General features: G+C 53.1%; 22 protein-coding genes and 1 rRNA gene. 17 read left to right on the top strand and 6 right to left on the bottom strand.

From position 1 onward, the window contains the following. Positions 1-2: 2 nt before the first annotated feature. The 4 genes from mreD to csrD all read right to left on the bottom strand — a co-directional run bounded on the left by mreD (position 3) and on the right by csrD (position 4,836). Positions 3-491, bottom strand: coding sequence for a rod shape-determining protein MreD (mreD, locus tag ACNQ0T_RS12625; protein ID WP_003860402.1), 489 nt, complete (start codon positions 489-491; stop codon positions 3-5). Then, positions 491-1,507, bottom strand: coding sequence for a rod shape-determining protein MreC (gene mreC / locus ACNQ0T_RS12620; protein WP_003860400.1), 1,017 nt, complete (start codon positions 1,505-1,507; stop codon positions 491-493). Before mreC ends, mreD begins: the two co-directional genes overlap by 1 nt. A 62-nt stretch (positions 1,508-1,569) precedes the next feature. Beyond that, positions 1,570-2,613, bottom strand: a complete 1,044-nt coding sequence (mreB, locus tag ACNQ0T_RS12615; RefSeq protein WP_000913396.1) for a rod shape-determining protein MreB — start codon at positions 2,611-2,613, stop codon at positions 1,570-1,572. Positions 2,614-2,895: 282 nt separating this feature from the next. Then, positions 2,896-4,836: an RNase E specificity factor CsrD gene (csrD, locus tag ACNQ0T_RS12610; RefSeq protein WP_022649564.1), complete on the bottom strand. Its 1,941-nt coding sequence runs from the start codon at positions 4,834-4,836 to the stop codon at positions 2,896-2,898. A 183-nt stretch (positions 4,837-5,019) separates the two neighbouring features. On the opposite strand from csrD, the gene ACNQ0T_RS12605 reads away from it, so the two are divergent. From ACNQ0T_RS12605 to ACNQ0T_RS12540, 14 genes are all read left to right on the top strand, one after another. Continuing rightward, positions 5,020-5,994: an MDR family oxidoreductase gene (locus ACNQ0T_RS12605; protein ID WP_154051829.1), complete on the top strand. Its 975-nt coding sequence runs from the start codon at positions 5,020-5,022 to the stop codon at positions 5,992-5,994. 77 nt (positions 5,995-6,071) lie between these two features. Further along, positions 6,072-7,073, top strand: a complete 1,002-nt coding sequence (msrP, locus tag ACNQ0T_RS12600) for a protein-methionine-sulfoxide reductase catalytic subunit MsrP (RefSeq protein WP_032626457.1) — start codon at positions 6,072-6,074, stop codon at positions 7,071-7,073. Next, positions 7,074-7,673: a protein-methionine-sulfoxide reductase heme-binding subunit MsrQ gene (gene msrQ / locus ACNQ0T_RS12595; protein WP_038416810.1), complete on the top strand. Its 600-nt coding sequence runs from the start codon at positions 7,074-7,076 to the stop codon at positions 7,671-7,673. A gap of 234 nt (positions 7,674-7,907) precedes the next feature. Further along, a complete protein-coding gene (aroQ, locus tag ACNQ0T_RS12590; RefSeq protein ID WP_022649568.1) occupies positions 7,908-8,360 on the top strand; it encodes a type II 3-dehydroquinate dehydratase in 453 nt (150 codons plus the stop codon). Positions 8,361-8,381: 21 nt separating this feature from the next. Then, positions 8,382-8,843 carry an acetyl-CoA carboxylase biotin carboxyl carrier protein gene (gene accB / locus ACNQ0T_RS12585; RefSeq protein ID WP_010436174.1) on the top strand — a complete coding sequence of 154 codons (462 nt, stop codon included), beginning with the start codon at positions 8,382-8,384 and terminating at the stop codon, positions 8,841-8,843. A gap of 10 nt (positions 8,844-8,853) precedes the next feature. After that, positions 8,854-10,203: an acetyl-CoA carboxylase biotin carboxylase subunit gene (gene accC / locus ACNQ0T_RS12580; protein ID WP_003860388.1), complete on the top strand. Its 1,350-nt coding sequence runs from the start codon at positions 8,854-8,856 to the stop codon at positions 10,201-10,203. 108 nt (positions 10,204-10,311) lie between these two features. Next, positions 10,312-10,554: a YhdT family protein gene (locus tag ACNQ0T_RS12575; protein WP_022649569.1), complete on the top strand. Its 243-nt coding sequence runs from the start codon at positions 10,312-10,314 to the stop codon at positions 10,552-10,554. Next, on the top strand, positions 10,544-11,995 hold the full coding sequence (panF, locus tag ACNQ0T_RS12570) for a sodium/pantothenate symporter (RefSeq protein ID WP_022649570.1): 1,452 nt from the start codon (positions 10,544-10,546) through the stop codon (positions 11,993-11,995). The genes ACNQ0T_RS12575 and panF overlap by 11 nt, the downstream gene beginning before the upstream one ends. Positions 11,996-12,006: 11 nt before the next feature. Further along, a complete protein-coding gene (gene prmA / locus ACNQ0T_RS12565; RefSeq protein ID WP_108367886.1) occupies positions 12,007-12,888 on the top strand; it encodes a 50S ribosomal protein L11 methyltransferase in 882 nt (293 codons plus the stop codon). A gap of 138 nt (positions 12,889-13,026) precedes the next feature. After that, positions 13,027-13,767: a carbonic anhydrase gene (locus ACNQ0T_RS12560; protein ID WP_108367887.1), complete on the top strand. Its 741-nt coding sequence runs from the start codon at positions 13,027-13,029 to the stop codon at positions 13,765-13,767. Positions 13,768-14,096: 329 nt separating this feature from the next. Then, positions 14,097-15,062 carry a tRNA dihydrouridine synthase DusB gene (gene dusB / locus ACNQ0T_RS12555; RefSeq protein WP_006812176.1) on the top strand — a complete coding sequence of 322 codons (966 nt, stop codon included), beginning with the start codon at positions 14,097-14,099 and terminating at the stop codon, positions 15,060-15,062. A gap of 23 nt (positions 15,063-15,085) precedes the next feature. After that, a complete protein-coding gene (gene fis / locus ACNQ0T_RS12550; protein WP_000462905.1) occupies positions 15,086-15,382 on the top strand; it encodes a DNA-binding transcriptional regulator Fis in 297 nt (98 codons plus the stop codon). Between the two features lie 178 nt (positions 15,383-15,560). Next, complete coding sequence (locus ACNQ0T_RS12545; RefSeq protein WP_003860373.1) at positions 15,561-15,725, top strand: DUF2556 family protein; 165 nt, start codon at positions 15,561-15,563, stop codon at positions 15,723-15,725. Positions 15,726-15,864: 139 nt separating this feature from the next. After that, the gene (locus tag ACNQ0T_RS12540) at positions 15,865-17,949 is read left to right on the top strand and encodes a putative bifunctional diguanylate cyclase/phosphodiesterase (RefSeq protein ID WP_417930105.1); all 2,085 of its coding nucleotides are present in this window, start codon (positions 15,865-15,867) and stop codon (positions 17,947-17,949) included. Here the strand turns inward: ACNQ0T_RS12540 and envR are convergent. Further along, the gene (gene envR, locus ACNQ0T_RS12535; RefSeq protein WP_417930104.1) at positions 17,944-18,591 is read right to left on the bottom strand and encodes an acrEF/envCD operon transcriptional regulator; all 648 of its coding nucleotides are present in this window, start codon (positions 18,589-18,591) and stop codon (positions 17,944-17,946) included. The two genes, ACNQ0T_RS12540 and envR, sit on opposite strands and share 6 nt — an antisense overlap. A 396-nt stretch (positions 18,592-18,987) precedes the next feature. Between envR and ACNQ0T_RS12530 the strand changes: the two genes are divergently transcribed. From ACNQ0T_RS12530 to ACNQ0T_RS12520, 3 genes are all read left to right on the top strand, one after another. Continuing rightward, a complete protein-coding gene (locus ACNQ0T_RS12530; protein ID WP_417930102.1) occupies positions 18,988-20,127 on the top strand; it encodes an efflux RND transporter periplasmic adaptor subunit in 1,140 nt (379 codons plus the stop codon). Positions 20,128-20,138: 11 nt separating this feature from the next. Next, positions 20,139-23,252 (top strand): efflux RND transporter permease subunit, encoded by a 3,114-nt coding sequence (locus ACNQ0T_RS12525; RefSeq protein WP_022649576.1) that lies wholly within the window; start codon positions 20,139-20,141, stop codon positions 23,250-23,252. Between the two features lie 247 nt (positions 23,253-23,499). After that, positions 23,500-23,721, top strand: a complete 222-nt coding sequence (locus tag ACNQ0T_RS12520; RefSeq protein WP_003860364.1) for a lipoprotein — start codon at positions 23,500-23,502, stop codon at positions 23,719-23,721. Between the two features lie 348 nt (positions 23,722-24,069). On the opposite strand, the gene rrf is transcribed toward ACNQ0T_RS12520, so the two are convergent. Beyond that, positions 24,070-24,170: ribosomal RNA gene (gene rrf, locus ACNQ0T_RS12515) — 5S ribosomal RNA — on the bottom strand; the annotation flags it as partial.

The following is a 24,170-nucleotide window of genomic DNA, read 5'->3' as shown; positions in this document are numbered from 1 at the left end:
TTTTATTGCACGGCAAACTGCTGGCGAATTTTACGCATCAGCAGGAACAGCCACGGCCAGAGCACACCGTTTACTACACTACTCCAGAACACTTCCGGTCGGAAAGAGACGTTGATCACTAAAAACTCTGCCCAGAAAACAACGATATCCGCAGCGAGCGACAACAACATCACCACCAGCGCCTGTTGCCAGAGCGCAAGGTTACGAAAGAGCTGGAATTTGAGTGCAACGAGATACGCAATAATGCTCATGGATAAGGCGCGGACGCCAAGCGTAGAGCCACTGATAAGATCCAGTATGGCACCCATCACAAAACCTGTGCCGACATTTACGCGGTGCGGCAGGGCAAGGATCCAATAGAGCAAAATGAGTAATACCCAGTTTGGCCGGAAAACAAGAATGTCGTCCGGCCAGGGCATAATTTGCAGTAACAATGCAACGAGGAATGAGAGCCAGATTACCCAGCGCCCCTGGCTACGATAACTGGCCACTACTGCCCTCCACCCGAGACTTGCGGCGGTGGCGGCGCATCCGGTAGCGGCTGCGTTAACCCCGTCGCCGGAGCCGGTACGGGCGCAGGTGGCCCCATTGCATCCGGCGCAGGCAGCACCTGCGGCATCATCTGCATCAGGCGCTCATTGGCCACGCGATGCACATCTTCCGGCGTCATCGGGTTAGCGCCGTTGCGATCGGCGCCCCATAGCAGCAGCAGGTAGCGTAAACGCTGCAAGCCAGCCGTTGGACGCGCCTGGATCACGGTGTAGGCACGTTGAGTGTCGAGCTTCACGGAAGAGACAACCGCAACCGGGTAGCCTTCAGGGAAACGACCGCCCAGACCAGACGTCACCAGCACGTCACCCACGCGGATATCCGTGTTGGCGGGCAGGTGTTCCAGTTGCAGATCGTCGGTACAACCATTACCGGCGGCAATTACGCGAATATCGTTACGCAGCACCTGAATCGGCAGTGCATGGGTGGCATCGCAAATCAGCAGCACACGGCTGGTCAGTTTGGCAACCGCCACGACCTGGCCCACAACGCCTTTATCGCTGATGACAGGCTGACCTTCGTATACGCCGTTCACGCTGCCTTTATCAATCACCACCTGATCGCTGTATGGATCGTTTACGGTGGAGATCACCTGGGTGACCATTTTCTGTTCATCCTGGCGCAGCGGCGAGCCAAGCAGTTCCCGCAGACGCGCGTTTTCCTGCTTATATTGCCCCAGCATCAGTAGCTCGCTGTTTTTCAGCAGCAGTTCCTGGCGTAATGCACGGTTTTCGAGTTCGAGCTGGTCACGCGATGAAAGCGTTTGCGACACGGAGTCGAGCAGTTCACGGGGACCATTTGAAATAAAGTAGAAAGGACTGACGGCGGTATCCATGTACGTTCGGATCTGGCTGAACGTACCGAGGCGGCTATCGGCAATAATGACCCCGAGCGCCACCAGAACCGCCAGGATCAGGCGAAACTGTAGCGACGGGCCACGGCTAAAAATTGGCTTCATAGGCTATGCGTATTCTCGCGTCAGAGAGAAAGGGTAGCCATTTGCTACCCTCTCACACCCGACTACTCTTCGCTAAACAAGTCGCCGCCGTGCATGTCGATCATTTCCAGCGCCTTGCCACCACCACGGGCGACGCAAGTCAGTGGATCTTCTGCAACTACGACAGGAATACCTGTCTCTTCCATTAACAGGCGGTCGAGGTTACGCAGCAGCGCACCACCACCGGTCAGAACCATACCGCGCTCGGAGATATCGGAGGCCAGCTCTGGCGGGCACTGTTCCAGCGCAACCATCACCGCGCTCACGATGCCGGTCAGCGGCTCCTGCAACGCTTCCAGGATTTCGTTGGAGTTCAGGGTGAATCCGCGTGGCACGCCTTCTGCCAGGTTACGACCGCGAACTTCGATCTCGCGAACTTCATCACCCGGATAGGCAGAACCAATTTCATGCTTGATGCGCTCTGCGGTCGCTTCACCGATCAGAGAGCCGTAGTTACGGCGAACGTAATTGATGATGGCTTCGTCGAAACGGTCGCCGCCGATACGCACGGAAGAGGAGTACACCACGCCGTTCAGGGAGATAACGGCCACTTCAGTGGTACCGCCACCGATATCCACCACCATAGAACCGGTTGCTTCAGAAACCGGCAGACCCGCACCAATTGCCGCAGCCATCGGTTCTTCAATCAGGAACACTTCACGCGCACCGGCACCCTGAGCGGATTCACGGATTGCACGGCGTTCAACCTGGGTTGCGCCAACCGGCACACACACCAGTACGCGCGGGCTTGGGCGCATGAAGCTGTTGCTGTGAACCTGCTTGATGAAGTGCTGAAGCATTTTTTCGGTCACGAAGAAGTCAGCAATAACGCCATCTTTCATTGGGCGGATCGCGGCAATGTTGCCCGGCGTACGGCCCAGCATCTGCTTCGCATCATGGCCTACTGCGGCCACGCTTTTTGGCGAGCCAGCACGATCCTGACGAATGGCCACAACGGAAGGCTCATTCAATACGATGCCTTGTCCTTTTACATAGATAAGGGTATTCGCGGTACCCAGGTCAATGGACAGGTCATTGGAAAACATGCCACGAAATTTTTTCAACATACTAAGGGATAATCCTGAAAGCTGGGGCGGAAAACAAAATCCGCTTACTTTACCAACCACACGCAGCAGCGACAAGGCGCAAAAATCGTCTGCTACGGTGAAAATTAGTGCAGCACGTTTCCTTTGTTACAAATTCATCCCCTGAATCCCTCAGGGCTGAGTAAACAGCAGCGTCCCTCACTTTCACTTGTAACCTATAAAAGGTCGTTCACTGGCTTTTATGCTCGTCTTACTCAAAGCTACAGGCGCGATATTCTACGTGAAAACAAAGTAAACGGCAGGTCAAACAGAGTATCTTTGCAAATATTTTTTCACATTGGTGTCAAGCGGCTGAGAGGCGGCAAAAAAATCCCCCTGACCGCCCGTCACGCCGCGCTCTGTCAACATCTGCCATTCACTGCGTGAACGTACGCCTGCGGCAAATACTTGCGTTTGCGTTCCTTTGCACGCCTCCACCAGGCTTTGTACCAGCAGCTGGTTTTCCGTGCGCTTTTCGATATTCCTTACCAGACCCGGATGCAGCTTCAATAATTCGACATCCAGCTCTTTGATCCAGCTGGTGCTGACCAGGGTAAGACCCGCCTGTGTTACCGCCACGCGAGCCCCAAGCGCATTGATTAAACGCACAACCGAGCGCAACCGGCTGATGTGTTGACCTACATCTGCCTCTGCAAGTTCAAAAATAATGCGTTTGCGTTGCGATTTTTCGCATTGCATTAACGTGTCACGTAACCAACGCTGAAAACGCGGACGGATCAGCGATTCGACGGTCACCTGTAAAGCCAGATTTTCTTCAGGCCAGTACGATAAAAACGGAATGAGGCGGGTGATTTGCTGGCGGTCATACTCTTCGGACAATCCGAATTGCAGCACCATCGGCAAATACTCTGCGGAGATAACCTCCTCGGTCCCATCAAAAATACGGCACATCAGCTCACGATGATGGACATGACCATTTTTTATGACCGCCGGTTTTTGATAGATGCGCGGTCCACCCCGGCTCAGCATCTGTTCAATCAGGGTTCGCCAGCGTACGTTGCCGCGCCCTTTTTCCGGTAGCGTATCATCATAGACCGCCCAGCCGTTCGCCCCCTGCAATACGGCGTTGCGCGTGGCCGCTTCTGCATGTTCCATCACCTGCTCCGTCGACTGACCGCCGCGCCAGGCACAGATGCCCATATGCACCATGTCGTCGCGGTCGAGCATTTTGCTCTGGGGTAGCGCATCGACGGCTTTCAACAGCTGGCTGGCGATACTCTCGGACTCCTTTAAGGTGCGATGCGGCAGCAAGACGGCAAAGTCGCTGCGGTGGTAGCGTGCCAGTAACGCGCCGGGGTAGCGCATAATAAAGGTGGACAGCAGGTTAATCAGCGTGAAGAGGTTCTCTTCCGCCACGCGCTGGCCCCAGGTATCACGGAGCAGATCGAAGTCGGGCAGGCGAATCATCATTACCACGCCATGCGTCCCCACCTTTTCGGGGTCATCAAGAAGCGTAGCCAGCTGATTATCAAAGAAGAGACGGTTGTTAAGGCCCGTTTTGTTATCCTGCGCGGCGTAGGAGCGAATCAACGTGTCCATACGGCTACGCTGATCGCTGGCAAACTGGATTTCGGAGAGCAGCACGTCCAGGGCGCTACTGGTACGTGATGGCCATTCATAAACCGATCCCCGTACCTGCGGACCCCGCTCGCCATTCAGTATTCGCACCGAGCGTGTTTCCAGCAGTTCCTGGCCGGAAAGTTGACGACGCTGCCAGCGAACGGCGAGGAAAATCAGCAGGACGATCAAGGCAACGGCGATGGTTAAGGGCGCGGTGGTCATGAGCGAGCGTAAATAGTTGCTCATCGGATCCTGGTACATCAGATGGATTGTCATGCCCGGATGTTTAAGTGAGCGTACCGTTATGTCCCGATACTGATCTACCGTGCCGGCAGGACGGTAGCTGCCCTGACGGGTATGGCTGAAAACGGTCTGCTTCCCCTGTTTAATGTCGATCTGCACGATATCCACAGGCACCATTAACTCATCCAGTTCACGCGAAAGTGCCGGGAAGGAGGTTGTAATCAGGCGAGTGTCGATAACCGATGCAACCGATTCTACCCGGTTAACCAGCTTATCCTGGATGGCATTATAAAAGCTCAGCGAGCAGCCGATTAGCGTGACAAATATGGTCAGTCCCGTCAGCAAGGTGATAAAAGCTGAGAACTTCGTCGTTAATCGCATCCTTGAGATTACTCCGTGGGTTTAAGGGGTCGCAAGTGAGCGCTAACTTGCATTTCAAATGCGGCATACTACCAAACCTGGTGTATCTGGCAATTTATTGCGTTAAATCGGCACTGCGTTTCATTGAGCGAGTATAGTCTTCAGTACATATTTTCCCATCATCAATCCTAGTGAGGACCCTGTATGCAGGCTTTGATCTTAGAACAGCAGGACGGCAAAACCGTTGCCTCGGTGCAAGCCATTGACGAGAGCCGCCTGCCGGAGGGCGACGTGACCGTAGATATCGACTGGTCAAGCCTGAACTATAAAGATGCACTGGCCATTACGGGAAAAGGTAAAATCATCCGAAATTTCCCAATGGTGCCAGGCATCGACTTGGCTGGCCACGTGCATACCAGTGAAGATCCGCGTTTTCACGCCGGACAGCAGGTGCTGCTCACCGGCTGGGGCGTAGGTGAAAACCACTGGGGAGGACTGGCAGCGCAGGCGCGCGTAAAAGGTGACTGGCTGGTCCCGATGCCGAAAGGCCTGGACGGCCGTAAGGCGATGATCGTCGGCACGGCAGGTTTCACCGCCATGCTCTGCGTGATGGCGCTGGAAGAGGCCGGGATCCGTCCTGACTCTGGCGAAATTGTCGTGACCGGCGCCAGCGGTGGCGTGGGCAGCACGGCCGTCACGCTGCTGCACAAGCTGGGGTACCAGGTCGCCGCCGTCTCTGGCCGCGAAAGTACGCATGATTATCTACGTCAGTTGGGCGCAAGCCGTATTCTGAGCCGCGACGAATTCGCCGAGACCCGTCCGCTGGAAAAACAGGTCTGGGCTGGCGCTGTAGATACCGTCGGCGACAAAGTGCTGGCGAAGGTGCTGGCGCAAATGAATTACGGTGGCTGCGTGGCGGCCTGTGGTCTGGCGGGTGGTTTTGCCCTGCCGACGACGGTGATGCCATTTATTCTGCGTAACGTGCGTCTTCAGGGTGTCGATTCGGTCATGACCCCAGCCGAGCGGCGGGCTGAGGCCTGGGAACGTCTGGCGCGGGATCTGCCAGCCTCATTCTATGAGCAGAGCGCCACTGAGATTACCCTGAGCCAGGCGCCAGAGTACGCCAATAAAATCATGGACAACCAGTTCCACGGTCGTGCGCTGGTTAAAATCGCCTAATCTTCAAATTTTCGTGACATATTCGCGCTAACCCTCCTCCTCCGTCATGCTTAGAAAAACGCCTGACGGAGGATGCCATGAAAACCCGAAAACTGACGGAAGCCGACGTAACGTCCGAGTCTGTCTTTATGCTACAGCGTCGCCAGATCCTGAAAATGCTTGGCATCAGCGCCACTGCCCTGACGCTCACCCCTGCGGCCCACGCCGATCTGCTCGACTGGTTTAAGGGCAACGACCGCCCGAAAGCCCCCTCTGGCGCACCGCTTAACTTCACGAAACCGGCGCAGTGGCAGAATAAACTGACGTTGACGCCGGAAGATAAAGTCACCGGCTATAACAACTTCTATGAGTTTGGCCTCGATAAGGCCGATCCTGCCGCCAACGCCGGGAGCATGAAAACCGATCCCTGGACGCTGAAGATTGATGGCGAAGTGGCAAAGCCGCTGACGCTGGATCATCATGACCTCACCACCCGCTTCCCACTTGAAGAACGCATTTACCGTATGCGCTGTGTGGAAGCCTGGTCGATGGTGGTGCCGTGGGTAGGTTTCCCTTTGCATAAACTGCTGGCGCTGGTTGAGCCCACCAGCAACGCGAAGTATGTTTCCTTCCAGACGCGCTATGCCCCGGACGAGATGCCAGGCCAGAAGGATCGGTTTATCGGCGGCGGGCTGGAGTATCCCTACGTTGAAGGTTTACGTCTCGACGAAGCCATGCATCCGCTTACGCTGCTCACCGTCGGGGTTTACGGCAAAGCGCTGCCGCCGCAAAACGGGGCGCCCATTCGCCTGACCGTACCGTGGAAATACGGTTTCAAGGGCATCAAATCGATCGTCAGCATTAAGCTCACCCGTGAACGCCCACCCACCACCTGGAACCTCGCAGCGCCAGATGAGTATGGTTTTTTTGCCAACGTTAACCCGCACGTTGATCATCCACGCTGGTCGCAAGCGACGGAACGTTTTATCGGTTCCGGCGGCGCGCTGGATGTTAAACGCCAGCCAACGCTGCTGTTTAACGGCTATGCAGATGAGGTGGCATCCCTCTATCGAGGGCTGAATTTACGGGAGAACTTCTAAGTGCGTTTAACGGCAAAGCAGATAACCTGGCTGAAGGTACTCCTGCATTTAGCCGGATTGCTCCCCTTTATCTGGCTCTTTTGGGCAGCCAGCCAGGGACAGTTCAGTGCCGATCCGGCTAAAGATATTCAGCATTTTACGGGTCGGATGGCTCTGAAATTTTTGCTGGCGACCTTGCTCGTCTCACCGCTTGCGCGCTACGCTAAACAGCCATTGCTAATACGTACCCGTCGGCTTTTGGGGCTATGGTGTTTTGCCTGGGCGACGCTGCATCTCACCAGTTACGCCCTGCTGGAACTGGGCATTAACAACCTGGCACTCCTTGGCAGCGAACTGGTTACGCGTCCTTATCTGACGCTGGGTATCGTAAGCTGGCTGGTTTTACTGGCGCTGACGCTGACATCCACGCAGTACGCGCAGCGAAAAATGGGACGGCGCTGGCAACTGCTGCACAACTTCGTCTATCTTGTCGCGATCCTCGCGCCCATCCATTACCTGTGGTCGGTGAAGATATTATCTCCTCAGCCGGTCATCTACACCCTGCTGGCATTGGCCCTTTTAGCATGGCGTTATAAGAAGTTCCGCCAGTGGGTACGATAGTCCACGAAACTGTGCGTTTTCCCGCAGATTATTTATCAGCCGCGAATCTTTTTCGGATAGCGGTTGATAATCTTCCCTGATAAGACCAGTATTTAGCTGCCAAATGCTACGAAATCGTTATAATGTGCGACTTCGGTTTTCCGGACAGGGGTTTTTGGCCTCTGAAAGGGTGACAATTGCGTGTTGAGGGTATATGTTGTTTTTTACCCGAAAATCGCAGGAGATAGCGGCACAATGGCTGACAAATTCCAAATTTTAGTATTGAACGGACCGAACCTGAACATGCTCGGCACCCGTGAGCCAGAGAAGTACGGCACGCTGACATTGAGCGAAATTGTTAACCGTCTGGGTACGGAAGCAGCCTCGCTGAATGTGGATTTGGACCATTTTCAGTCAAACGCGGAGTACGCAATCATCGACCGTATTCATCAGGCTAAAGACACTGTGGACTATATCCTGATCAATCCGGCCGCGTTTACGCACACCAGTGTTGCTATACGCGACGCACTGCTCGCGGTGAGTATCCCGTTTATCGAGATCCATCTGAGTAACGTGCACGCCCGAGAGCCGTTCCGCCACCATTCCTACTTGTCAGATATCGCCGCTGGCGTGATATGTGGGCTGGGTGCAGACGGCTATTCATACGCTTTACAGACAGCGGTAAAACGCTTGTCACAATCACACTAAACAAGAGTACGGAACCCACTCATGGATATTCGTAAGATTAAAAAACTGATCGAGCTGGTTGAAGAATCAGGCATCTCCGAACTGGAAATTTCTGAAGGCGAAGAGTCTGTACGCATCAGCCGTGCAGCCCCAGCCGCTAGCTTCCCGGTAATGCAGCAAGCTTATGCTGCGCCAGTGCAGCAGCCTGCGCTCTCCGCAGCCGTTGCACCAGCAGCAGAAGCCGCACCTGCAGCAGCTGCAGAAATCAGTGGTCACATCGTACGTTCCCCAATGGTTGGTACTTTCTACCGCACCCCGAGCCCGGACGCGAAAGCGTTCATCGAAGTGGGTCAGAAAGTCAACGTAGGCGATACCCTGTGCATCGTTGAAGCCATGAAAATGATGAACCAGATCGAAGCAGACAAATCAGGTACTGTGAAAGCGATTCTGGTCGAAAGTGGTCAGCCGGTAGAATTTGACGAGCCGCTGGTCGTCATCGAGTAACGAGGCGAACATGCTGGATAAAATTGTTATCGCCAACCGTGGCGAGATTGCACTGCGTATTCTTCGTGCCTGTAAAGAACTGGGCATCAAGACCGTGGCCGTGCACTCAAGCGCGGATCGCGATTTAAAACACGTATTGCTGGCGGATGAGACGGTCTGTATCGGTCCGGCTCCGTCCGTAAAAAGCTATCTGAACATCCCGGCGATCATCAGCGCCGCCGAAATCACTGGCGCGGTCGCGATTCACCCGGGTTATGGTTTCCTCTCTGAGAACGCCAACTTTGCTGAGCAGGTTGAACGCTCTGGCTTTATCTTCATTGGCCCGAAAGCCGACACCATTCGCCTGATGGGTGACAAAGTGTCTGCCATCACCGCGATGAAAAAAGCCGGCGTGCCAACCGTACCGGGCTCTGACGGCCCGCTGACCGACGATATGGATGCTAACCGCGCCCATGCTAAACGCATTGGCTACCCGGTTATCATCAAGGCGTCTGGCGGCGGCGGCGGTCGCGGTATGCGCGTTGTACGCAGCGATGCTGAACTGGCGCAGTCCATCTCCATGACCAAAGCGGAAGCGAAAGCGGCTTTCAGCAATGACATGGTGTACATGGAAAAATACCTGGAAAACCCACGCCACATCGAAATTCAGGTGCTGGCTGACGGTCAGGGCAACGCGATCTATCTGGCTGAACGTGACTGCTCCATGCAGCGTCGTCACCAGAAAGTCGTCGAAGAAGCGCCAGCGCCGGGCATTACGCCGGAACTGCGTCGCTACATCGGTGAGCGTTGCGCCAAAGCGTGTGTCGATATCGGCTATCGCGGGGCGGGTACCTTTGAGTTCCTGTTCGAAAACGGCGAGTTCTACTTCATTGAGATGAACACCCGTATTCAGGTTGAACACCCGGTTACCGAAATGATCACCGGCGTTGACCTGATCAAAGAACAGCTGCGTATCGCAGCCGGTCAGCCGCTGTCCATCAAACAGGAAGAAGTTGTGGTGAAAGGCCATGCGGTAGAGTGCCGTATCAACGCCGAAGACCCGAACACCTTCCTGCCAAGCCCGGGTAAAATCACGCGTTTCCACGCGCCGGGTGGCTTTGGTGTGCGCTGGGAGTCCCATATTTACGCCGGTTACACCGTACCGCCGTACTATGACTCAATGATCGGTAAGCTGATCTGCTACGGCGAAAACCGTGACGTGGCCATTGCCCGCATGAAGAACGCCCTTCAGGAGCTGATCATCGACGGGATCAAAACCAACGTAGATCTCCAGATGCGCATCATGAGCGACGAGCACTTCCAGAATGGTGGTACTAACATCCACTACCTGGAGAAAAAACTCGGTCTGAACGAGAAGTAAGAGACCAGTGTTGCTAAAAGGCCGGATTATCCGGCCTTTTTTATTTCTGGGGATCGCAAAGCCCCATCATGTACAATCCCCGCTTTCTTCATCCACAAGGGACAAAAAATGGACAAACGTTTTGTTCAGGCCCATAAAGAAGCGCGCTGGGCGCTGTGGCTGACCCTTCTCTATCTCGCTGCATGGTTAGTAACTGCTTACTTACCTGATTCAGCGATTGGCATTACCGGCCTCCCGCACTGGTTTGAAATGGCCTGCCTGCTGCTGCCGCTGGTGTTTATTGTGCTGTGCTGGGCGATGGTGAAATTCATCTATCGCGATATCTCCCTGGAGGACGATGATGCAGCTTGAAGTCATTCTGCCGCTTGTCGCTTACCTGTTCCTGGTGTTTGGCCTGTCGGTTTATGCGATGCGTAAACGTTCGACCGGCACCTTTCTGAACGAGTATTTTCTCGGGAGCCGCTCAATGGGTGGCGTCGTGCTGGCCATGACGCTGACCGCTACTTACATCAGCGCCAGCTCGTTTATCGGTGGCCCGGGCGCCGCTTATAAGTACGGACTGGGCTGGGTACTGCTGGCCATGATCCAGCTGCCTGCCATCTGGCTCTCTCTGGGCATACTGGGTAAAAAGTTTGCCATTCTGGCCCGTCGCTACAATGCCGTGACGCTGAACGATATGCTGTTTGCCCGCTATCAGAGTCGCTTGCTGGTATGGCTGGCAAGCCTGAGTCTGCTGGTGGCGTTTATTGGTGCGATGACGGTGCAGTTTATCGGCGGCGCACGTCTGCTGGAAACGGCAGCCGGGATCCCCTACGAGACGGGTCTGGTCATTTTCGGTGTGAGTATCGCGCTGTACACCGCGTTTGGCGGGTTCCGTGCCAGCGTTCTGAACGATACGATGCAGGGAATGGTGATGCTCATTGGCACTCTCGTTCTGCTGGTGGGTATCGTGCATGCCGCAGGGGGCCTGAGCCATGCGGTTGAAACCCTGGAAGCGATCGATCCGAAACTGGTCTCGCCGCAGGGGGCGGATGACATCCTCTCTCCAACCTTTATGACCTCGTTCTGGGTGCTGGTGTGCTTTGGCGTGATTGGCCTGCCGCATACCGCCGTGCGCTGCATTTCATATAAAGACAGCAAAGCGGTACACCGCGGGATTATTATCGGGACAATTGTGGTGGCAATCCTGATGTTTGGTATGCACCTGGCGGGCGCGCTGGGACGCGCGGTGATCCCTGACCTTACCGTACCGGATCTGGTCATTCCAACCCTGATGGTGAAAGTACTTCCGCCGTTTGCCGCCGGAATTTTCCTCGCCGCACCCATGGCGGCCATTATGTCGACCATCAACGCTCAGTTGCTGCAAAGTTCCGCTACGATCATTAAAGATCTCTATCTGAATTTGCGCCCTGAACAGGTCGAAAATGAGCGACGCCTCAAGCGCATGTCGGCGGTGATTACCCTGGTGCTGGGGGCGTTGCTGCTGCTGGCCGCGTGGCGTCCACCGGAGATGATCATCTGGTTGAACCTGCTCGCCTTTGGCGGGCTGGAAGCCGTTTTCCTGTGGCCGCTGGTGCTGGGGCTGTACTGGGAACGCGCGAATGCCGCGGGTGCATTAAGCGGCATGATTGTCGGGGGCGTCCTGTATGCCGTTCTCGCCACGTTGAAAATTCAGTATCTTGGCTTTCACCCGATCGTGCCTTCGTTACTGTTAAGTTTACTGGCGTTTGTGGTGGGTAACCGTTTTGGCCGTCCCGTTCCACCCGCCACCCTGATTTCTACTGATAAATAAAGAGTTTTGCCATGCCGTGGATCCAATTGAAACTGAACACAACCGGCGCGAACGCCGAAGAACTGAGTGATGCGCTGATGGAGGCCGGTTCGGTCTCTATCACGTTCCAGGACACGCATGACACGCCGGTCTTTGAGCCGCTACCAGGCGAAACGCGCCTGTGGGGTGATACGGACGTTATCGGCCTGTTCGATGCAGAAACCGACATGAAAGAGGTCGTGGCGATTCTGGAAAACCATCCGCTGCTGGGCGCGGGTTTCGCGCATAAAATCGAACAGCTGGAAGACAAAGACTGGGAACGCGAGTGGATGGACAACTTCCATCCGATGCAGTTTGGTCATCGTCTGTGGATCTGCCCAAGCTGGCGCGACGTTCCCGATGAAAATGCGGTCAACGTAATGCTGGATCCGGGTCTGGCGTTCGGCACCGGTACCCACCCGACAACCTCCCTGTGCCTGCAATGGCTGGATGGCCTGGATCTGGAAGGCAAAACCGTGATCGACTTCGGTTGCGGATCCGGGATCCTCGCTATCGCGGCGCTGAAACTGGGCGCGGCAAAAGCCATCGGGATCGACATCGATCCGCAGGCGATTCAGGCCAGCCGTGATAACGCCGAGCGTAATGGCGTTTCCGATCGCCTTGAACTGTATCTGCCCGATGCACAGCCAGAGGCCATGAAAGCCGATGTGGTGGTCGCGAATATCCTGGCTGGCCCGTTACGCGAGCTGGCGCCGTTAATCAGCGTGCTGCCGGTTGAAGGCGGTCTGCTGGGCCTGTCCGGTATCCTTGCCAGCCAGGCAGCCAGCGTCTGTGAAGCCTACGCCGATCTCTTTGCGCTCGACCCGGTTGTCGAGAAAGAAGAGTGGTGTCGCATCACCGGTCGTAAAAAATAAGCCTTTGGCGTGGTCGTCTGACCACGCCTTTTCCCTTCGGTTTTTTCTCCCCCCCTTCATCCTTTCTTCGATAAAATAACCGCACAAATCATAATGTTAATCATTGATTTGGATAATAAAATTCACAGGAAGAATACGATGAAACACATTTCAGGCAAGGCAGCGCTGCTGGCGCTGAGCGTGATTTCGGCTTCAACTTACGCCTCACACTGGAGCTATCAAGGAGAAGGCGCACCGGAACACTGGGGCGAACTGGACGAGGCGTACAAGACGTGTAAAAGCGGGATGTATCAGTCGCCGGTTAACATTGATAATACGGTCAAAGCTCACATCTCTCCGCTGGAAACGCACTATATCGACGGCCCGGTCACACTGACAAACAACGGCCATACTATCCAGGCGAGTGAAAATGCCGATACACGCGACAGCATCACGCTTGATAAACAGCGCTGGACGTTACAGCAGTTCCATTTCCATGCACCATCCGAAAACACGGTGCACGGTAAAAAATACGCAATGGAAATGCATCTGGTCCATAAAAACGCTGACGGCGAACTGACGGTCGTTGCCGTTATGTTCGATCAGGGCGCGGCAAACACTGAGCTGGATAAACTCTGGGGCGTGATGCCAGGACAGGTTGACCAGAACGTTACAATTAAGCCAACCCTCGATATGAATAAATTACTGCCTGCGGATAAAACCTACTGGCGTTTTAGCGGCTCCCTGACCACGCCACCGTGCTCAGAAGGGGTGACATGGTTGGTGCTCAAGCATCCGCTGACCGTCTCTGCTGAACAGCTGCAAAAATTCACTCACACTATGCACCACGAAAACAGCCGCCCGGTTCAGCCGCTTCATGGCCGTCTGGTTGTTGAATAAGCCGATTTTTTGCGCTGATATCCTGTGCTGAAATGCGACGCAGATCGCAAAGAAGCGCCATAATCTGCTGCATATCGCAGCAGATTATCCCGGCCAATTGATTCATTTATTCAGAAATGATGAGAAGTTACGGGAAATTGTAAGCGCCCACAAAATGTTCATTTCTTCATAACACAATGATTTAAATAGCGAATAATCTTATCCGAAAAGAATGACTGGCGATTCCTTGATCTACAACAGAGGATTGTTCAAAGTTTGGCCTTTCATCTCGTGCAAAAAATGCGTAATATACGCCGCCTTGCAGTCACAGTATGGTCATTTCTTAACTCATGCGCATCGGACACCACCAGCTTAGAAATCGCCTGATCGCAGCCCCAATGGCAGGTATTACCGACCGGCCGTTCAGGACGCTGTGCTACGAGATGGGAGCAGGATTAACCGTTTCCGAGATGATGTCGTCTAACCCGCAGGTTTGGGAAAGCGACAAGTCCCGCCTTCGGATGGTGCACGTGGATGAGCCAGGTATCCGCACCGTGCAAATTGCCGGAAGCGTGCCTGAAGAGATGGCAGATGCCGCGCGTATTAACGTGGAAAGTGGCGCCCAGATTATTGATATCAATATGGGTTGCCCGGCCAAAAAGGTGAATCGCAAGCTTGCAGGTTCAGCCCTTCTGCAATACCCCGACCAGGTGAAGTCAATCCTGACGGCGGTTGTCAGCGCAGTGGACGTTCCTGTTACGTTGAAGATTCGCACGGGTTGGTCGCCGGAACACCGTAACTGTGTAGAGATTGCCCAACTGGCCGAAGACTGTGGCATTCAGGCCCTGACCATTCATGGACGCACTCGCGCCTGTTTGTTCAACGGTGAAGCTGAATACGACAGCATTCGGGCAGTTAAGCAGAAAGTTTCCATTCCGATTATCGCGAATGGCGACATAACTGACCCGCTTAAAGCCAGAGCTGTGCTCGACTATACGGGAGCTGATGCTCTGATGATAGGACGTGCCGCTCAGGGAAGACCCTGGATCTTTCGGGAAATCCAGCATTATCTGGACACTGGGGAGCTGCTTGCCCCGCTGCCTCTGGCAGAGGTTAAGCGCTTGCTTTGTTCGCATGTTCGGGAACTGCATGACCACTACGGCCAGGCAAAAGGGTACCGAATTGCGCGTAAACACGTATCCTGGTATCTCCAGGAGCACGCTCCAAATGACCAGTTTCGGCGCACATTCAACGCCATTGAGGATGCCAGCGAACAGCTGGAGGCGTTGGAGGCATACTTCGAAAATCTTGCGTAATGAAATAAAGAGCTGACAGAACTATGTTCGAACAACGCGTAAATTCTGACGTACTGACCGTTTCTACCGTTAACTCTCAGGATCAGGTGACTCAAAAGCCCCTGCGTGACTCGGTTAAACAGGCACTGAAGAACTATTTTGCTCAACTGAACGGTCAGGATGTTAATGACCTGTATGAGCTGGTACTGGCTGAAGTTGAACAGCCACTGTTGGACATGGTGATGCAATACACCCGTGGTAATCAAACCCGCGCTGCCCTGATGATGGGCATCAACCGTGGTACCCTGCGTAAGAAATTGAAAAAATACGGCATGAACTGATACTAATCAGTTAAATGCTTGTTTAAAAAGGCGCTCTTCGGCATGGGGAAGCGCCTTTTTTATTGCCCGGATGGGTGACCGTCAACGCTTTGTAAACCTTCTCCTTCCCCACTTTTCAACGCCCGCTTTTCGTGTATATTTCCACCACCTTACAGGCTCTCTTTTCACGGAATGACACATGATTCGTAAATACTGGTGGCTGGTCGTTTTTGCTGTCTCTGTTTTCATTTTCGATGCGCTGCTGATGCAGTGGATTGAACTGATGAGCACCGAAACCGATAAATGTCGCAATATGAATTCCGTGAACCCGCTAAAACTGGTCAACTGCTCAGAGCTGGACTAGCCTCTTTCATCCTGTACCCCTCTGTTATCACCCAATAAAAACAGGGGCTTAAATCACTTTTCGTCATTTCCTGACGATGATAATGTCTGTGCCCTTTCCAACCGCTCTTGCTTAACGTCTCACAACGAGTGAACAGACCATGCTGGTTAGCCAATACAACCAAATCCTCGTCGTCATCTCCTTTATTGTCGCCATTCTTGCCGCCTATACCGCGCTGAATATGGCTGCGCGCGTTGCCGGAAGCCAGGGCGTCGCTGCACGCGTCTGGCTGGCAGGTGGCGGTGTTTCGATGGGGATTGGCGTGTGGGCGATGCATTTCATCGGTATGCTGGCGATGGATCTTTCCATGAGCATGAGTTACAACGCGACCCTGACCGTGCTTTCGATGATTATCGCCATCAGCTCGTCAATGTTCGCCCTGTGGCTCGTTAGCGGCGAGCAGCTACATTTGCGCCGACTGCTGCCTGGCGCCGTCGTGATGGGTACAGGCATAGTTGTCATGCACTACACCGGTATGGCTGCCCTGGAGGTCACACCGGGTATTGTCTGGGATAAAACGTGGATGGCTATCTCTGTGGTCATAGCCCTTGCCGCTTCACTGGCCGCTCTTTGGCTGACGTTCCGTTTACGTCAGGAAGCTGCACGAATGGCGTTGATGCGGCTGGGGGCGGCGGTCACCATGGGCATCGCTATCGCTGGCATGCATTACGCCGGCATGGAAGCAGCACAATTTCCGATATCGACGATGGTCCACCATCATGGTCTTAACGGGAGCTGGCTGGCGATACTGGTTAGCGTGGTCGCGCTCGCTATTCTGGGGATTACGCTGCTGGTATCGATGTTCGATGCCCGCCTTCAGGCTCGTACCTCGCTGCTGGCCTCATCCCTGGCAGAAGCTAACCGTGAACTCGCACAGCTGGCGTTGCATGATACGCTGACGCGCTTACCCAATCGTATTCTGCTTGAGGATCGCCTCGATCAGGCCATCAGCAAGGCCGATCGCGAAGGAAGCCCTTTCGCGCTGATGTTTATGGATCTTGATGGCTTTAAAACCGTCAACGATGCCTATGGTCATGATGTCGGTGACAATCTTCTGGTTGCGGTGACTCAGCGTTTGCTGTTGCAGTTGAAAGGTCAGTACACGCTGGCGCGTATCGGTGGGGATGAATTCGTCCTGCTGGCCGAAACCACTACCCCGGATGATGCTGCCTCACTGGCAAATTCACTGGTACGCGTCATTGATAGCCCGTTCCATCTCGATCCTTACGAACTGATGGTCACCCTGAGCATTGGCATTGCGCTCTATCCACACGATGGCAAAACCGATCGTGAACTGATGTTTAACGCTGATGCTGCGATGTACCACACGAAACATATGGGTCGCAACGGTTATCACTTCTTTCAGCCGTCAATGAATACGCTGGCGCAGACGCATCTACAGCTGATGAATGATCTGTGGCAGGCCATCGACCGTGATGAGTTACGCCTGCTTTATCAACCTAAATTCCATGCCCCTGCCGGGCCGGTCATCGGATTCGAAGCGCTGTTACGCTGGCAGCATCCCAAACAGGGATTACTGCCCCCCGACCTGTTTCTACCGCTTGCAGAGAAAACCGGGCTGATTATTCCAATTGGAAACTGGGTAATCGACGAGGCCTGCCGCCAGCTGCGAGAATGGCACCTTCAGGGCCACACGGACTGGTCAATGGCGGTGAATCTTTCTACGTTGCAGTTCGAACAGCCGTCGCTGGTTAAAACGGTTCTCGATTGTCTGACGCGCCATAGCGTACCGCCCGGCATGTTGATCCTGGAGGTGACCGAAACCACGGCGATGAGCAATCCGGACGAAAGCGTTCGTGTCCTGACAGCGCTGACGGATGCGGGCGTAAAAGCCTCGATAGACGATTTTGGTACAGGTTATTCAAGCCTTCTTTATCTTAAGCGACTCCCTGCCTGCGAGTTGAAAATCGATCGTGCTTTTGTAAAAGAGTTAAGTGGAGAGAGTGAAGATGCGACGATCGTCTCGGCGATTATTGCCCTGGCAAAAACGCTGAATCTGAAGGTCGTGGCAGAAGGGGTCGAAACCGCAGCGCAGCAGACCTTTCTGACAGAACTGGGATGCAATACGCTACAGGGTTATCTGCTGGGCAAACCGATTACCGCGCAGGCTATTATGGAACAGTGCCAGCACGGGGAGATGTCACCATCCCGTATGCAATCATGAGGCTGTATCGTAGAACACTGGCGCCACTCGAGTGATATTTAGTGTCGCAAGAATATTATCCACCAGCGCCGGCGCCTGTTTGTACAGATTAAAACTGTTGCTATCCATTAACCAGTTTTTAATGACTCCGCTAAAAAATGCGTGGAAAACAATCAGCGCCAGTTCAATATTAGTTTGGGAAGAAATAATGCTACGCGCAATGCATTGTCTCAACGTCCTGCGAAGATAAGTATCGTTTAAACCGATCCGCTTGCGTATTTCACATTCTGAAATCACATCGTCATGAAATTCACACTTATGATACAGAATTTGTAAAAGAGCATACTGACGTGGCTCGCTCGCAATATATTGCAGCGCGACAATAAACTGTTCACGAAGCATTAACAAAGGGTCATCTTTTTCAGAAAGTATTAACCTGTCACGAATCATTTCACGCAGCGGCAATTGCTGTTCCCAGATGGCGTTAAATATTTCCGCTTTACTCGAAAAATGCCAGTAAACCGCCCCGCGAGTAAGTTGAGCAGCATCGGCGATGTCGGTAAGCGTGGTATTAGCCACGCCACGTGTCGCGAATAGCCCGATAGCGGCTTCAATCAGCTGCTGCCGGGTCTTTTGAGCCTCTTCTTTCTTTTTACGCGCCATAGCCTGCTACTCATTACTTATACGGTTGATACGACATCAAACGTTATTAAAGGGTCGTGTAAGTCAAAGTATTCACCATAACCCGTTTTAGTTTTGCACAAAAAAAGTCAATTCATTTAATTTATAATTCATACGAATAAATTGAGCGAATCAAATTCATTAAATAAATAGTTTGTATTTACTCATAAGTATTCCGTTGATTATCCTGACAGAAGCCGGATTTCGAATACACTGGTTCAGAATCTGATTTTGCTTTTTATTGCCTCCATCAGCACTTATAAATTAAAAAACCTTGAATACCCTCATTATTATACGCAGCTACATTTCTTTTTTTGCCTCACACCCTTTCACCGACTTATGGCATATATCGGTTCAAGGGTAGTTTAAGGAACAGTAATGACGAATCACTTCAGACGCTTACCCTTATCCGGTTTCATTGTCTGTGCTGCACTGCTCGCCGGGTGCGATGGGCAAGAAAACCCACAGCAGCATGGGCAAGCTCCTCAGGTCAGTGTTCATATTGTCAAAAGCGCGCCACTGGCCGTAACGACGGAATTGCCAGGCAGAACTGACGCTTATCGTGTAGCGGAGGTTCGTCCCCAGGTAAGTGGTATCATTCTGCACCGTAATTTTACCGAAGGCAGCGACGTCAAAGCGGGTGAATCACTTTATCAGATCGATCCGGCCACCTATCAGGCAGCCTACGATAATGCGAAAGGTGAACTGGTAAAAGCGCAGGCTGCGGCAAACATAGCCCATCTGACGGTAAAACGTTACCTTCCGCTGGTCGGTACGCAATATGTGAGCAAGCAGGAGTATGATCAGGCGGTGGCAACCGCCCAGCAGGCGGATGCAAGCGTCGTTGCCGCGAAAGCTGGCGTTGAAAACGCGCGGATCAATCTTGCTTATACGAAAGTCACATCGCCAATCAACGGGCGCATTGGCAAATCCAGCGTCACTGAAGGGGCGTTAGTCACTAATGGTCAGTCAACCGCACTGGCGACAGTTCAGCAGCTCGATCCCATTTATGTCGATGTAACGCAATCCAGCAGCGATTTTATGCGTCTGAAGCAGCAGACGAGCCTGCAAAAGGGAGACACCAGCAGCGTTGAGTTGCTGATGGAAAATGGCCAGCCTTATCCGCTGAAAGGAACGCTCCAGTTCTCTGATGTCACGGTAGATGAAAGTACCGGCTCAATCACCCTTCGCGCTCTCTTCCCTAACCCTCAGCATATGCTGTTACCGGGTATGTTTGTCCGTGCACGCATTGACGAAGGCACACAGCCTGATGCCATCCTTGTTCCCCAGCAGGGGGTAACCCGTACACCTCGCGGTGATGCAACCGTGCTTGTGGTAAACGATAAAAACCAGGTGGAATCTCGCACTGTCGTTGCACCGCAGGCGATTGGCAATCGGTGGTTGATCACGGAAGGTCTGAAAAATGGCGACCGCGTCATTATCAGCGGCCTGCAAAAAGTTCGCCCTGGCGTCACCGTCGTGGCTATTCCTGATACCGCCGCGACTCCAGCCAGTTAAGGGATAACGAGATGGCTAATTTCTTTATTCAACGGCCTGTTTTCGCCTGGGTGCTCTCCATCATTCTGATGATTGCGGGCGGGCTGGCCATTTTAAAACTGCCGGTGGCGCAATATCCAACCATTGCGCCGCCAGCAGTTGCGGTGACAGCGACCTACCCTGGCGCTGATGCCCAGACGGTCCAGGATACCGTGACGCAGGTTATCGAACAGAACATGAACGGAATCGACAATCTGATGTACATGTCGTCCACCAGTGATTCTGCCGGTAACGTCACCATCACCCTGACGTTCGAGTCGGGTACGGATCCTGATATCGCGCAGGTGCAGGTTCAGAACAAACTCCAGCTCGCTATGCCGCTGCTACCGCAAGAAGTACAGCAACAGGGGATCGGCGTGGAAAAATCCAGCAGCAGCTTCCTGCTGGTCGCGGGATTTGTGTCGGATAATAAAAACCTCACTCAGGATGATATCTCCGACTATGTCGCTTCTAACGTAAAAGATGCGATCAGCCGTACTTCCGGCGTCGGTGATGTGCAGCTGTTCGGTGCGCAGTATGCAATGCGCATCTGGCTGGACAGCAACGCGATGAATAAATATCAGCTCACGCCGTTGGATGTCATTAACCAACTGAAAACGCAGAACGACCAGATTGCTGCGGGCCAGTTGGGAGGTACGCCGTCCGTACCAGGGCAGCAACTGAACGCCTCAATTATTGCTCAAACGCGCCTCAAATCGCCGGAGGAGTTTGGCCGTGTGACGCTGAAGGTGAACCAGGACGGTTCAATGGTCCACCTGAAAGATGTGGCCCGCATTGAGCTGGGTGGCGAAAACTACAACATGGTCACCAAAATCAATGGCCAGGCAGCAACGGGGCTCGGGATCAAGCTGGCGACTGGCGCAAACGCGCTGGATACCGCTGCCGCCATTAAGAGTAAACTGGCGCAGTTGCAGCCCTTCTTTCCTCAGGGCCTGAAAGTCGTTTATCCGTACGACACCACACCTTTCGTGAAGATCTCAATCCATGAAGTGGTGAAGACGCTGTTTGAAGCGATCGTTCTCGTGTTCCTGGTGATGTACTTGTTCCTGCAAAACCTGCGGGCAACCCTTATTCCGACTATTGCCGTGCCCGTGGTGCTACTGGGTACCTTTGCGGTACTGGCTGCGTTTGGTTTCTCCATTAACACCCTGACGATGTTCGGGATGGTATTGGCGATAGGTTTGCTCGTCGATGATGCCATCGTGGTGGTTGAGAACGTAGAACGCGTCATGGTTGAGGACAAGCTGCCGCCAAAAGAGGCGACCCAGAAGTCGATGGAGCAAATCCAGGGCGCTCTGGTGGGCATTGCCATGGTGCTTTCAGCGGTGTTTATTCCGATGGCATTTTTTGGAGGTTCAACCGGGGCTATCTATCGCCAGTTCTCGCTGACCATTGTCTCCGCGATGGCCTTATCGGTGCTGGTGGCGTTGATATTAACGCCTGCTTTATGTGCAACGCTGCTCAAACCGGTTTCCAGCGACCATCATGAAAAGAAAGGTGGATTCTTCGGCTGGTTTAACGCGCTTTTTGATAAGAGCGTGGAGCACTACAGCAACAGCGTGAGCGGCATTTTACGTAAGACCGGACGCTATCTGCTGGTTTACGTCATCATCGTCGGCGGCATGGCAGTACTGTTCCTGCGCCTGCCTTCCTCCTTCCTGCCGGAAGAGGATCAGGGGGTGTTTATGACGATGGTTCAGCTGCCGGCAGGGGCGACGCAGATGCGTACCCAGCAGGTACTCGATCAGGTTCAGGACTATTATCTGACGAAAGAGAAAGCGAACGTTGAATCGGTCTTTACCGTAAACGGATTTAGCTTTAGCGGGCAGGGGCAGAACTCCGGTATCGCTTTCGTCAGCCTGAAGCCATGGGAAGAACGCCCGGGCAAGGAAAACGGCGTTGAGGCGATTGTCAGCCGCGCAACGAAAGCGTTTAGCCAGATCAAAGATGGTCTTGTATTTCCGTTTAACCTCCCTGCCATTATTGAACTGGGTACCGCAACAGGCTTTGACTTTGAACTGATTGACCAGGCAAACCTAGGACATACGCAGCTCACGCAGGCACGTAACCAACTGCTTGGCATGGTAAGGGAACATCCTGACTTACTGGTCCGCGTGCGTCCTAACGGACTGGAAGATACGCCACAGTACAAACTGGATGTCGACCAGGAGAAGGCCCAGGCGCTGGGTGTGAGCATATCTGATGTCAATCAGACCATCTCAACAGCATTGGGTGGCACTTATGTGAACGACTTTATCGATCATGGACGCGTGAAAAAAGTTTATGTCCAGGCTGATGCTCGCTTCCGTATGTTACCAGGAGATATTAACGACCTGTATGTGCGTAGTGCTAACGGCGAAATGGTGCCTTTCTCTGCCTTTAGCAGCTCTCACTGGGTGTACGGCTCACCTCGTCTGGAACGTTACAATGGGATGCCATCAATGGAGATCCTCGGTGAGTCTGCGCCAGGCAAAAGTACCGGTGAGGCAATGGAGATGATGGAAAGCCTTGCGTCGAAACTGCCTTCCGGAATTGGCTACGACTGGACGGGGATGTCTTATCAGGAACGTCTTTCCGGAAATCAGGCTCCAGCACTGTATGCCATTTCACTGATTGTGGTGTTCCTGTGTCTGGCGGCTCTCTATGAAAGCTGGTCAATTCCATTCTCGGTCATGCTGGTTGTGCCCCTGGGGGTGATCGGCGCGCTTCTGGCTGCATCAATACGTGGGCTGAACAATGACGTTTACTTCCAGGTTGGTCTGCTTACGACAATTGGTTTATCAGCCAAAAACGCCATACTGATCGTTGAGTTCGCCAAGGATCTTATGGATAAAGAAGGCAAAGGGATTATTGAAGCCACGCTGGAAGCCTCACGTATGCGTCTGCGCCCTATCCTGATGACCTCTCTGGCATTTATCCTTGGTGTTATGCCTCTGGTCATCAGTAGTGGCGCAGGTAGTGGGGCACAAAACGCTGTCGGGACGGGCGTGATGGGCGGGATGCTGTCAGCCACTCTGCTGGCCATTTTCTTTGTTCCTGTTTTCTTCGTTGTTGTCCGGAGACGGTTTACAAAGCATAAGGATTAATGAAAATCATAAAGGCACCTCTGGTGCCTTTTTTATTTCCTGTCAGCATTCTAATAAAAAGACATCTCTTCACATTTCCTCCATAAATAATCAACGCCCCTCTTTTTTCTCCATGATTTTTACAATCCACACAATTTGAGATTATTCCCCGTGCTGTATGGTATTAGTGCGGTGGTAAAATAATCATCAATTCGTAAATTGCCGCATCGGCTCTTAAGCGAATAAGCGATCATATTGAGGTAACATCATGAAAAGATTCCTTTCCGTTGCACTCCTCGCTGCGCTGCTTGCTGGTTGCGCGCACGACTCTCCCTGTGTACCGGTATACGACGATCAGGGGCGACTGGTTCACACCAATACCTGTATGAAGGGGACTACCCAGGATAACTGGGAAACAGCAGGTGCGATTGCCGGTGGCGCCGCAGCAATAGCTGGCCTGACTCTCGGTATTGTCGCCCTGACTAAATAATACTTTTAAAAGCGCGGCCATCGCCGCGCTTTTATTTTATCTAATCAAAGGGATGTATATTTCCCCTCTCAGATATCATCAGATAATTTTTAGATTCAGTATCCTGTTTTTTTTATAGCCCTATTTCCTTACCTATACAACCTCCGTCTGAATCACTGAATTGATTTAACGCTGCTGCGAGTAAGCATTATGCATTCCGTGAATTCATTTATAGCTGGGTTAAGACGCTTTAATACGTCAAGTAAGGTATTAACGGCACTCGTTGGAATATCTGATAAGGAAATTGGTTTAGCTGAGGGCATAACGCAAAAAGGCCATCCTTTCGGATGGCCTTTCTACTTGTTTGATGTCTGGCAGTTCCCTACTCTCACATGGGGAGACCCCACACTACCATCGGCGCTACGGCGTTTCACTTCTGAGTTCGGCATGGGGTCAGGTGGGACCACCGC

It is taken from the genome of Enterobacter cloacae complex sp.6700776 (assembly GCF_048284255.1).
In the GTDB taxonomy this organism is placed as follows: Bacteria; Pseudomonadota; Gammaproteobacteria; order Enterobacterales; family Enterobacteriaceae; genus Enterobacter; species Enterobacter intestinihominis.
The sequence above is the reverse complement of the archived record's forward strand: the minus strand, read 5'-3'. Positions and strand labels throughout refer to the sequence as shown.